Source organism: Arthrobacter mangrovi (genome assembly GCF_026011795.1).
Classification (GTDB): Bacteria; Actinomycetota; Actinomycetes; order Actinomycetales; family Micrococcaceae; genus Crystallibacter; species Crystallibacter mangrovi.
Genome location: NZ_BRVS01000014.1, coordinates 46,592 through 58,694, shown reverse-complemented (window position 1 = coordinate 58,694; position 12,103 = coordinate 46,592). Strand labels below are relative to the sequence as shown.

General features: G+C 55.2%; 9 protein-coding genes, 1 pseudogene and 1 other annotated feature. Of the genes and pseudogenes, 1 reads left to right on the top strand and 9 read right to left on the bottom strand.

All coding sequences use genetic code 11. The features are described from left to right. Nucleotides 1–91 precede the first annotated feature (91 nt). Nucleotides 92–1,342, top strand: a complete 1,251-nt coding sequence (locus tag AHIS1636_RS13730; protein WP_264796404.1) for an IS256 family transposase — start codon at nt 92–94, stop codon at nt 1,340–1,342. A 96-nt stretch (nt 1,343–1,438) separates the two neighbouring features. Here AHIS1636_RS13730 and AHIS1636_RS13725 read toward each other — a convergent pair. The 9 genes and pseudogenes from AHIS1636_RS13725 to AHIS1636_RS13685 all read right to left on the bottom strand — a co-directional run. Then, nucleotides 1,439–2,314: pseudogene (locus AHIS1636_RS13725) on the bottom strand (IS3 family transposase); the annotation flags it as partial. Continuing rightward, nucleotides 2,300–2,435, bottom strand: a sequence feature (AL1L pseudoknot). (Overlaps the previous pseudogene by 15 nt.) Beyond that, nucleotides 2,390–2,704 (bottom strand): transposase, encoded by a 315-nt coding sequence (locus tag AHIS1636_RS13720; protein ID WP_264796402.1) that lies wholly within the window; start codon nt 2,702–2,704, stop codon nt 2,390–2,392. (Overlaps the previous feature by 46 nt.) Nucleotides 2,705–3,210: 506 nt before the next feature. Continuing rightward, nucleotides 3,211–4,410, bottom strand: coding sequence for an O-antigen ligase family protein (locus AHIS1636_RS13715; RefSeq protein WP_264796401.1), 1,200 nt, complete (start codon nt 4,408–4,410; stop codon nt 3,211–3,213). A gap of 213 nt (nt 4,411–4,623) precedes the next feature. Then, nucleotides 4,624–5,910 (bottom strand): MATE family efflux transporter, encoded by a 1,287-nt coding sequence (locus tag AHIS1636_RS13710; protein WP_264796400.1) that lies wholly within the window; start codon nt 5,908–5,910, stop codon nt 4,624–4,626. A gap of 77 nt (nt 5,911–5,987) precedes the next feature. After that, nucleotides 5,988–6,878, bottom strand: a complete 891-nt coding sequence (locus AHIS1636_RS13705) for a glycosyltransferase family 2 protein (RefSeq protein WP_264796399.1) — start codon at nt 6,876–6,878, stop codon at nt 5,988–5,990. Between the two features lie 2 nt (nt 6,879–6,880). After that, on the bottom strand, nt 6,881–7,735 hold the full coding sequence (locus tag AHIS1636_RS13700) for a WecB/TagA/CpsF family glycosyltransferase (RefSeq protein WP_264796398.1): 855 nt from the start codon (nt 7,733–7,735) through the stop codon (nt 6,881–6,883). After that, nucleotides 7,728–8,954, bottom strand: coding sequence for a polysaccharide pyruvyl transferase family protein (locus AHIS1636_RS13695; RefSeq protein WP_264796397.1), 1,227 nt, complete (start codon nt 8,952–8,954; stop codon nt 7,728–7,730). The genes AHIS1636_RS13700 and AHIS1636_RS13695 overlap by 8 nt, the downstream gene beginning before the upstream one ends. A gap of 413 nt (nt 8,955–9,367) precedes the next feature. Continuing rightward, the gene (locus AHIS1636_RS13690) at nt 9,368–10,174 is read right to left on the bottom strand and encodes a glycosyltransferase (RefSeq protein WP_264796396.1); all 807 of its coding nucleotides are present in this window, start codon (nt 10,172–10,174) and stop codon (nt 9,368–9,370) included. Between the two features lie 263 nt (nt 10,175–10,437). Then, nucleotides 10,438–11,832: a Coenzyme F420 hydrogenase/dehydrogenase, beta subunit C-terminal domain gene (locus tag AHIS1636_RS13685; protein WP_264796395.1), complete on the bottom strand. Its 1,395-nt coding sequence runs from the start codon at nt 11,830–11,832 to the stop codon at nt 10,438–10,440. Between the last annotated feature and the right edge of the window lie 271 nt (nt 11,833–12,103).

Below are 12,103 nucleotides of genomic sequence, written 5' to 3'. Positions count from 1 at the left end.
CGGGGACTGTAAGAAAAACGGTGTGTAAGGGTTCGGCCTGATCCGAAGGGAGATGGCCGTGTCAGAGTTCACGACCGCGATGACAGAGGCGATGATCGATCCCGTGACCGGAGAGATCATCGATCAGAAGGAGCTTGCCGAGCGGCTGCTCGCGCAGGCCAAGGAACAGGGCGTGAGCCTGGTCGGCCCGGGCGGGCTGCTGAACCAGCTCACGAAGAACGTGCTCGAAACCGCGCTGGAAGCGGAACTGACCGAGCACCTCGGCCACGAGCACGGCGAGACGCCGATCGCGGCCAACATGCGCAACGGCACCCGGTCCAAGACCGTGCTGACCGAGATCGGCCCGGTGGAGATCGAGGTTCCCCGGGACCGGGACGGGTCGTTCGAGCCGGTGATCGTGCCCAAACGGAAACGGCGCCTGGACGGGATCGACCAGATCGTGCTCTCGCTGACCGCCCGGGGTTTGACGACCGGGGAGATCGTGGCGCACTTCGAGGAGGTCTACGGGGCCAGGGTCTCGAAGGACACCATCAGCCGGATCACGGAGAAGGTCGTTGGCGAACTCGCGGAGTGGTCGGCTCGGCCTTTGGATCCGATCTACCCGGTGCTGTTCGTGGACGCGATTGTCGTCAAGGTTCGCGACGGTCAGGTGCGCAACACCCCGTTCTACGTTGTCATGGGGGTCACCGTGAACGGGGAGCGGGAAATCCTCGGCATCTGGGCCGGCGACGGCGGCGAGGGCGCCCGGTTCTGGCTGCAGGTCTTCTCCGAGCTGAAGAACCGCGGCGTGGAGGATGTATTCATCGCCGTGTGCGACGGGCTCAAGGGCCTGCCCGAGGCGGTCACGACCACGTGGGAGCGCACGGTGGTGCAGCAGTGCATCGTGCACCTGATCCGCAACAGCTTCGGCTATGCCGGCCGGCAGCACCGCGACGGGATCGTCAAGTCCCTTAGACCGGTTTACACGGCCCCGTCCGAGCAGGCGGCGAAGGACCGGTTCGACGAATTCAAAGCGGAGTGGGGCCAGCGTTATCCGGCCATCGTGCGGCTCTGGGAATCCTCATGGGCGGAGTTTGTGCCGTTCCTGGAGTACGACGTGGAAATCCGACGGGTGATCTGCACGACGAACGCGATCGAGTCGATCAATGCCCGCTACCGGCGGGCGGTGAGGGCACGGGGGCACTTCCCGAACGAGGCCGCGGCGCTGAAATGCCTGTACCTGGTCACCAGATCTCTTGACCCTACCGGCGGAGGCCGGGCACGCTGGGTGATGAGGTGGAAGCCGGCCCTCAACGCGTTCGCGATCACGTTCGCAGGTCGGTTCGAGAGAACCGCTCACTGATGAAAACCGCCGGACCCCACACACCGTTTATCGGACACTCCCGACGTTCGCGTTGGCCTCCTCACGGGAGTGGTAATGAATGAACCGTGCCGGGTTTTAGGCCGTCTTCATACGGGGTGCCTCAGGGTTTCCTGAGGTGCGTTCCTGGTCATAGTAGTTGGTTTCAAATTCGGCCGGCGGGATGAGTCCGAGGTGGCCGTGGAGCCGTTCGGTGTTGTACCAGTGGACCCAGTCCATGGTGGCCTTCTCGACCTCGGTGAGGGTCTTGAGCGGGCCGGTCAGGAACGGGCTGTTCTTGGCCGTGCACTCTGTCTTGTAGAGGCCGACGGTCGACTCGCCCAGGGCATTGTCATAGGCATCCCCGACGCTTCCGTCGGAGGCAGCCAGCCCTTCGAGGATCAGCGTTTCGGTGAACCGGATGGAGGTGTACTGGCTGCCGGCATCCGAATGGTGGATCATCCCCTCCGGCACGCGGTGGCCGTCGTGGTCGCGCCGCCACAGGGCCATCTTCAGGGTGATCAGGACCAGTTCCGTGTCCTTGGACATGGCCGCGTGCCAGCCCACGATGGCCCGTGAATACAGGTCGATCGCGAAGGCCACATAGGCGAAGCCGGCCCACATCCTGACGTAGGTGAAGTCGGTGACCCATCCATAGTTGGGCCGGTCGGCGGTGAACTGGCGGTTGAGCAGGTCCCCGGCCCGCTGCCCGTCCGTGCCGGGCATGGTGGTCCGGTGGGCCCGGCCGCGGACAACGCCGCTCATGCCCTCATTGCGCATCAGCCGGTCCACGGTGCAGTGTGCCACCTCGTGGCCGGCCCGGCGCAGCCAGGCGGTCATCTTCCGTCTGCCGTACAGCGATTCGGGGGTGCCTTTGGTGGCCCGCAGCGCATCGGTAATGCGCGCATCCGAGACGGTCCGGGCCGCCGGCGGGGAGGACTTCCAGTTCCGGTACGTCCGCGGGGCAACCTGCCGGGCCCTGCTCGCGCAGGACCCGGCAGACCGACTCGACCCCGTGGCCGCGTTCGCTCATCAGGTCAATGAAACCGGCTATTTGCGGCGGCGAGGGTCGAGCTCCCTCGCGAAGAAAATCGAGGCCTGCTTCAGGATCTCGTTGGGCTCGCGCAGCTCCCGGTTCTCCCGCTCCAGCTCCCGGATTCGCTCCTGTTCGGCGGTGGTCACACCCGGCCGCTGGTCCGCATCGATCTGGGCCTGAAGCATCCACCGACGCAGCGTTTCCTTGCCGATGTTCAGCTTCGGCCCCATGGCCTTGCAGGCCGCGTTCATCGAGGGATACTCGCTCACATGGTCCAGGACCATCCGCACCGCACGCTCACGCTGGCCCGCCGGGTATTGCTTGGGCATAGTCGCCATCCTTGTCACAAAAGGAAGCGGCATCAAACCCGGGACGGTTCAGAACGCCCGCGCGGGAAGGCAACACGTATTTGCGTGTGGATGCGCTGGCGGGAACTGTGAAAACGGCGCAGCGTCTTTGCTCTTCTGGTCAAACGTCGGCTTCGCCTGGATGCGGATTCGATAGCGGAGGATCTCGTCCCGTCCTCCGTGGCCCTTGTTCGCCTAAGTGGGACCAGCTCCGGCATCAAAACACTTTGTGCGGTCGCCGGGTCGCTGGCGACCGCACGGCCCGAAGAGGCAGGACACCCGCACCATATCGAGCAGGCTTGGAACCAACCCTTGCCAACAGATCAGTGGGCCAATATGGATCTATGCTATGCCTGAAGCGAGCTGACGAGCGGCGCCGGATGATACGGGAGGGATCGTCAACTGAGCAGCAGCATGAACGCTAATTCCTGCCATCATTCCTTGCGAACCACACGAACTAGACGAAGTCGTTTCCACCGGTATCAACACTAGGACCGTCGAGACCTGGCCACTCTTTCCAAAGCGCCGAATAGCACGAAAAGGACCGCGGGGAGACCAGCATTTGTGAATTGAGGCACCGTGAAGGCGGTGGCGACACATAGCAGCAGGAATGTTTTGAGAACGACAGCAAGTTGCGACTCCTGCATCGATGCGGCCCGCCAGAGCTGCACGATGACATAGCCAATAACAACCAGCAGCAGCAAGCCGCCTTGCATCAGAACGCTGAACCACTGAGATTCAGGCGACCTCCACAATAGGTCCTCAGGAAAGTGAGTCCATTGACCGAATTGAATGTACACACCCTGGCCCCAACCTGTGACTGGACGTTCAAGCACGGCAGGAAGCGTCTCATTGATCCATATGGAGAATCTAAACATAACGGTCTCAGGTATCAAACCCGAAGAGCTAGAAAATGCACCGGCATTGTCGCCATACTGCTGAAAGACTCGAAAAGCTAAGGAATCAGCCAAGAAAGCAGAAGCCACGAAGCCGAATATCCCAGAAAGCAATAGAAGAATCAGTCCGCGCTTGGTCTTGATAAAATATACGGCAACTACAAGTATGTACGTGATTATAACGGAAAAAGTGAAAGTGGACAGTACACCCAGCCCGATTACACCCAGGGCAATCATTCTATAATTACTTCGGGATGCGCTCATTAGGGTTAGCGCGAGTACGGCTACAGCCATTGCAACAAGATAACTGCCCAAGCCAGTCCAGTGACCTATAAGCCCGGAGGCGCGCGGAGGTGCGCCTTCCTCTAGGCGGGCCATTGCGCCCGCATTAGGTGCCAGCTCCAATATCGTGCGGGATATTGTCGGATTGTCCAACAGCTGCATCAGAGCAATCACGGCGGCAAGTGGCACCAAGAGTACGAAGCCTCCCAGGAAAGAGCGCAATTCGCCCCTTGAGGCCAAGCAAAGACGGGCAGCAAAAACTGCAAACAGATATATCGTCCAGTTATAGGTCAGATAAAACGCGGGCTCATGTCCCAAGGCAAGCGAATTAATCAGCTCGAGTACTAGTGTCGTAAGAACGAAAAAGAGAATCCCAAGTTCAACCTTTCCGGGACGATACGTCGGAATACGTCGAGCATTGAATAGCAATGAAGACAGTATTGCGCAAGAAAAAAATATCTCGGATATGCTTAGCGGTCCGAGACGAGAGGTGACGCCGACTGTGCTCACCGCCGCTCCTAGGAGCAGGCCAATCAAGAATGCGGACCTGCTGGTTCCGCTGGGCGATTGCATCGGATAGGCATGATCACTATATCGAACGGTCCGTGCATCCAGATGCGAGACCGTTCTCATTCGATTTCCAACTCTACGGAGTAGTAAGACTGAAAGTCTTGGGCGCGTCGCCTAAACAATCCATGCCGCATGCAGGTGAAACCTATCCAATCAATTCTCGGTGGACGAGATGGGCGCTAGGACAGAGTGACGTCCAGATACCGTACCGCGGCGACGGGTGACCCTATATCCGACGAACAGTCCCGGTAACAGTTGGCACAGCGCATACGCAATTGTAACCGCGACCACCGGCCCGACGGCGCCAGCATGAGGCGTCAGCACGATAGCGAGGAGGAAATAGACCACAATCATTCCGATCGACATATAGGCCCGCTGGCGTAACCTAGCCGGCCTAGTTAACAGCATGGATTGGGTGGCATGAGCTGACATGACAACCAATAGAAGTCCGAAAGTTAGCAGGAGGGAGCTCGAGCCGCTAAGGGTGCCGTTGCTCATTAGTCCAAGTAAAAGGGGACCAAAAAGTTGCAGCGCGAGTGCGCCCACGATTCCTATACTGAGCATCAAGACATTTGCGCGCAACCACTGCCCGGCCCTACGTTCATCTCTAGAAAATTCTGCCCACAATGCTGTACTACTCATGTATATAACGGACCAGATCGGGAAAAAGAGCTGGGCTGTCAGCGCATAACTCGCCAGTGCCGCTGCTCCAACCTCATGTGAGATCACGAGGCGATGACTATGCATGACGGCCGCAAATGAAATATTCACCACGAGCATGGGCCATGCCGTATTGAATACGCTTCCACCTGGGAACCTTTTGGCACGGAGCAGACGACGCAGGATATTAGGAAAGGAGATCTCTGCGAGTTTTAGACCTATCGCAAGGTAAAACACGTTAGCAACGAGGACGGACACGGACCCACCAAGAGCGAAATAGAATGGCTCAAACGAAAGGTGATCCGCAAGCAAGGTGTAGACAAGAATTGTTACAGGGGTGACGATCCCGATCCACGCCAATTGGTTCGTCTTACCTGCACCGATAAGCATCCTTTGACCTAATCCCATGGGTAGGGATATCAGGAAAACGACGAGCACAATCGTGATGGGAAGATTTGACTCCGCCGAAAATTGGTCCGGTATACCTATAAGCCTGGGCCAAACCCCAAACCAGCCTAGGATCAGGCACACCAATGCGGCTAATCCGCTCGTAGCAAGGAGAACTCGCAGAGCGCCCAATACGGAACGCTCGGCGTCCAACGGACCCGCGTCTGATAGTCCCTTGCGGGCCACAGCAGTGGTGACCGCTGCGCCAACCCCGAGATCAGCGAAAGGAAGTAACTGGAACAACATTGCTATCGTGTTGATGTAACCATATACCCCAATGCCCGTCGATTCTACGGTGATACGTGCCGTGAGGATGGCAGAAATCGCCGTCACCGGCAAAATTAGTAAACGGACTCCGCCTGAAGTGAGAACGTTCAGTAGCCAACTATTCTGAGCTCGTGGTAGTGCTCTCACTTTTTAAAAAAGCCAAACATTCCGACAATGATTGCCGACATGTGGGCTCGAGATCCCCGAACATTCCGCAGATAGTAGCGAATTCCCTTTACGCTTCGGGTGTGCAATGCCGCTCTTAAAATATGCACTGCCAGAAAATCGCCCCTACCAACTTGGGACAAAATGTGACTGTGCTTCTCGTACCAAACTGCACTGGCCCTCCAATTTGGTATTTTCGATACTGAGGATTCTGAGTTTTGGTTTACAGTCACGAGAGCGTCCGCGAGAAAGATGATGTGATTTTTAAGGTCGGAACCAAATCGTACAAAGAGATCCCAGTCCTGATGCTTAGGAAGGTTTGTGTCCCAACGATAATCCTTCATGATTCCGCTCGGTCCTAGAATGGAACTGGTTTGCATGAAGTTTCGACCGAACCTCAGATCCTTGCGGGTAACCAAATAATCCGCGATATTATTCGCGCTGTGGTAGGGCTCTCTAGGCATTTGAACGTTTAGGCCATGTCCACGAATGAAACTGGTTGCAGTCACCGATATCGATCGATCAGGGTAGGGCGACGCTTCAATGGCAGCGATCTGTTTCTCGGCCTTTTGGGGAAGCCATTGATCGTCATCGTCTAGGTATGCAATGTACGGAGCTGATGCCTTGTCCAGGCCCGTATTCCTGGCGAACGAACCACCCTCTCTACCATTGGTTGTGAGGAGCTTATACGCAAGGCCAGCCAGCCGTTCTTTGACTTCCTTCTCTACCTCCGGCCTGTCCAATACCAGAATGACTTCGCAGCCGACAGTCTGCCGCAGAACAGATTCAACCGTGGTGCGTAGGCAATCTCTTCCAATGGTAGGGATGATCACACTCACAAGAGGTTCGTCGCTGGTTGCATCTAGCATGCTTAATCCTGTCCGTATTTAGACTTGCGAATGATTTGCTTGCGGGTTAGCACTGCAAGCAACTTCCAAGGTTCCACCAAGTAACGGTAGCCAAGTCTCCTTGGCTGTGTGAGAAGCCGCCAGAGCCATTCCACTCCATAATCACCTAGGAATCTCGGCGCTGCTTTTTGGAGACCCGCTATCTGATCGAAGGCTCCTCCTACCGTTGCGTAAACACCGTCAGGCAGGCTGTCGAGATTCCCTTCCAGAAAATGCTCCTGGAGTGGCATTCCTAAACCGACAAGTGTGAGCTGTGGTCGAAATGCACGGACTTCCGCGATTACTTCCATTGACCTCTTTTGGTTCCAGGAGCTTCCTTCCCAGCCTCTATAAGCAATATGAGGACTCGTAGCGCTTAGCCTTTTCACGGCCTCTGCATTAGCCTGCGGAGAAGCACCGATCATGGCAACGCGTCTCAGACCTGCTACTTCACCCAATCGCGGCACCCAATCGAGGGAGCCGATCCGGTGTTTTCCACGCAATCGGACGCCTGGAGCCCGCCGCGCTACGGCTTCAAAGTTGGCTGCACATAGAATTGGGAACCCGTCAATCAGGATAAAGTCAGCTAGACTGTACAGTCGACTAAACTTCGAGTCAGTCAAATTGAGATATAGGCTATGCAGATTGTGGTTGCCAATGAACACTCGACCACGCTGAGTAATCAGGAAGGTCAACTCGCGAAGCAGCTCATCTGCTGTAAGGGGCGTGACATGGGTTTCGAAGACCGGCAGGGCGCGATAAGGCAATTTCCCGTTGCCTCGCTTTGCCGCATCCAGCTCTCGTGAATTCGCCGAAAAGCTGCGGTCCCTGCTATTCATTCCCGGCTCCTGCAGCGCACACGGGCTGAAACTGCGTTAGTGACTTCCGTTGAACGGCACTCAAGTGCTCCACTGGAACGCTTCGCGGATGGAGGCGGAGAGCGGCTTCGAGAGCCACGAAAGCGAAACCGGCTCGGGGCTCTATACAGGCGAAATGTTCCGGGAACAGTATCTCGAGGCCTTTTACTTTTCCTTGGGAGTCCAGCACCACGGCCGGCACTCCTTGCGACAGCGCTATGATCGATAGATGCATGCGCCCCGACACCACGATGCTTGCGCGATGTGCCAGCGACCTAATCGCGGCAGGCTCTAGCAACTCATCGACAAGTTCAACCTGTGGCGATTTAACGCGATCAACCAGTACCCTGGACAGTTCGATATCATCAGACGTCGTTCTGCTTACGTGCGGGATAACAAAAACATTAAAGCCTTGACTAATCAGTCCGTTAGTCAATTCTACATAGTCTTCGATTTGTGGGACTGACTGCTCTATGTGAGCACTGATATTGACCAGTGCAATCTTCTGACCTGACAGGTTTCCCACTATCTTGTCAGCGACAATCTCCGACATCTTTGTCGCGCTGAACACCATATCCGCTGTCTCGACAACGTTGCTCAGGCCATCACCTCGGGCGCGCGAAGCTGAAATCGGATCCCTGACATACAGCTGGGTACCAGCCAGCGTCGCCCTCTTGAGAAATTGCCGAGAGGCCGTAGTAGGCCGACCGTTCCAGCTAAACCCAAGAACTTTTGAATCAGCGCCCATCCTATTTGCCAACCGGAGCATGTTGGCACGTCGAGCTGACGCCTTCGGGTTGTAGGCACCGTCCATTATGTCAGCACCGACTACGGCAACCTCGGTCGCTGTCGACGCGAGGGACGCAAAGAGTGAAATCTCACGAAAGTGGGCCACTGACGGAGAGCCGTAAATGAGATTCGGTAGCTCAGCAACACGGGTTCGGTCCTTCTCAGCATCGGGAACCTGGATGTCGCTTTCGTCCCGAACCACTACTACTACTTCTCCCGAGGTGTTTTCCAGATAAGCCTCGAGCATAGCTTGGTCGCCAATATTTCCGTTACCTGGAGCTGCAATGAGAATCTTTTGAGTCCTAGAACCCCCACTAGCGCTTCGGAGAACCACGATACGATACAAGCTGTAAAGTATGGTCTCCTGAAACAGCGTTATACAGTTCTTGATTGAATTCTTGGCATTTATCATTCGAATAGGTTATCTCTCACTCAGCCTGCCCGCGTTGTGCATGATCGGGGCAGCGCTCCCAGCTTTTAATAGTAGTCGTTGGAGCAGTGATCATAGGAAATGGCTAGGTCACGAACGCGTTTTAGGCAACGCGCTCAGGGGTGGATACTGGCAGTGCGCTCTAAGTAGTTGCCGAAATGATAGACGAGACTGGAATCCGTTCTGATCAGAGTTAACAGAAGCCGGCATCTCATTGTCACCGCTGGAGGAACGAGGGTAAAATCTCATAGAGCTGATGTCACCGCTACTCGACCCGATAAACGTCCCGGCGGACCCACTCCATCGCTCGTGCGTCAGCACTAAATAGTCCCTACAAGTCAAGGCGATGCTGCAAATTTGCATCGTTCGTCTCAAATAACAATGCCTTCGCGGCATTACAGTGCAGCATGGTAGACGCGGAAGTGTGACTCACCTATATCTTTCCACCTGCGCTGATCAAAGTTTGGCGCACTCCCGGTTGGGGGTAATGGAGCCGTCAGCACGTCTCTCAATGACGCGGAGGTTAAATCTCCCTTATAAGTCCTGATCCAGGTTGCCCCAAATTCTGCTTTCAGTTGCTTCGAGGCGGCGTTCTCCCGCAGTATTACTGGTCTACCGACAGAGAGCGCCATCAGTACGACCCCCGAGTTATACAGGTCTGCATAAGGGACAACAACGAACTGTGCCTCATTAATCCTCGCGATAAGTTCAGACTCCTCAACCCTGCGCAACTGAAGATCGATCCAACCTGAACCAAGTGCCAAATCGGACAAAGTTTTGCCGTATTCTGTGTCCATACATCGGCCCACCACCGTCAAGTGACAGGAGCCATCTTCAATCTGGGAAACAGCTTTAATGACTTGATGAAAGTTCTTGTAGGGCCGAATTATTCCGAAGCACAACAACCGTAAAGGTTCTGTTCTTGCCAATTCGCGGCCGGTAAAATTGTGCTCTTTTAGCACAGGCGCATAATCTCCGTGAGGGATTACTTTGACCAATCGTCGCCCGATTGTGGGAACTTCCAAGTCGTTCAATCGTATTTCGTATTTGACGAAAGAACCCAACTGCTTCAATAGCCATCGGTCGATCGGAGATACAGCTACGTGTGGCACCACGTTGTGCCGTGTTTGAATCACGCTTGTTCGGCAAAGAAACAGTCGAGTTATCCAGAGAATGAAGAGAGCCCGTGCGACGATAGTCATTGGACCATTGCGCATCTTTAGGAGATACTCCGGCCAATGGACATGAACTAGATCGTATCTCCCCACGAGTGCCCTACTCCAGCTGAATCCAAGAGCTCGTGCGCCAGGCGAAATACTTCCGATAAGGATATCAATGTAGGGATTCTGGTTCCAGTGTTTTTCTCGTGTATCGAATAGAACGCGAATTTCCCGACTCGATCCTTTTCGAACGCGTAATTGGTGCATCCATCCCCCTCACACGACTGAAAGCCGATACCCAAACGTTATCGGCGCAAGCTAGCAAGCGCCCACTTCAGGCGGCTTTTGTAATCGGTAAGTATCCGCTTATGGGCACCGCCAAATTCCACGTTTCTATATTTCCTAACAAGTGGAAGCATTGTCTTTAAGAACACGTTTATGTTGTTTTCCATTTTGGCGGATTCGAAGGATTGGAGGCTCTTTTCGGACATCTTTCGACGAAGCCGAATCAGGTCCAGACGACGTGCCGACACGCCTTCAATCCCCGGAGCGATCCTCTTGAGAGGTACAGATTTGCCTTCCCTAATGTCGTCCGCTAACCGGACGGCAAGGCCAATCCTTCGATGCCTAAAGTTGCCGGCCTGCGACGCTGCCACGCGATCCGCTGGCAACTCATCAAGTCTGAGGATGCCTTGCGCTTGTCCCTCTGCGAATATCGTATTCAGGTTCTCGTTCCTGGATATAACTACGTTCGTGCCTCTTGAATCGCTCTTATATTCTGGCAACCACGCATCGCCAAATACGACATCCGCTGTCTCAGCAAATATGTCGTCACAATAGTTACAGGCGTTGAGCTGAAACATGCCGTGGCCCCAATTTCCGCCGACGAGTGCCTGCGTTGGTTTAGTCGATAGGTAAGAGTCATCCGTTCCTTTTGCCCCGAAATCGTAGTCATTCGAGGACCGGTGCTTTGCCTTCACGCGGAAGTCAACAGATTCTAAGGCATCGGGCTTCACGCCCGCCTGCCAAGCCATTGATTCTGCAAACCACTGAGATTTCAGATGTCCGCAGACCAGACCAAGATGGTACTTCAGTTGCTTACCGAGGACGGGGTCCTCCTCACCTACGAGCCGCGCAGCACGAATAAAACAAGGAACACCAATGACCGCATAAGAACGTCCATCCCCACGAATTTGAGCAAGCGCATCAGCCATCGTCGTAGAGTAGTATGCAGATTTTCTCTTGAGCTGGATATCAGCAAGATTATATGAGACTTGATACGTGAACAGTTCGCCCTGCCCAGGAGAGGCAGCGCCGACGTGGATCACGCCATCGACGAGCCCCCGGGCTAGCAGCTGGGCTGCCGTCCAGCTTGTCATTCCCCCGGAACTACTTCCTTCAAGCACTCCATCGTCAGCGATGCGTCCGGCGAAAGTAAATTGATGATGGCCCAACAGCGGATCATGGGGCTGGTCTTTTCCGTAAAGCGGTTGAGAAATTTCGTCCTCGTTACGCGACTCATCAGAAAAAGGACACACCCTGCTGGCTCGTCTAACGTCCGCAGACTGGACAGCAGCCAGACTCGCTTCGTACGAACCCCTCCGGCCGATTTTTACAGGTACTCGTCCGCCTGTTACGACAGAGCATGCGCCACAACCTACACACATTCCCTGCCCGACTACGTTTTCGATCGTATGCACTTTGGTAAGTCTTCCTGCATCTCTCGGTGTCCGTTGGTTATTAAGCCTACACACCGCTCTAGTCAATCTTTAAAATGCCAAAGCAAAGTGATCACACTTACCCCACGATGCCTCACTAAGAGCAAACATGTTCGTCTTGCCTCGGCTCCGTTTCCCTTCCCCGATGGCCGCGAATATGGTCTTTCGCATCCGATATAGCTTTCTGGCCCTTTCCTTCATGAACGAAGGTTGTTGCTGCCGGATGGATAGCGCTTCTTGACCTTACCCCACG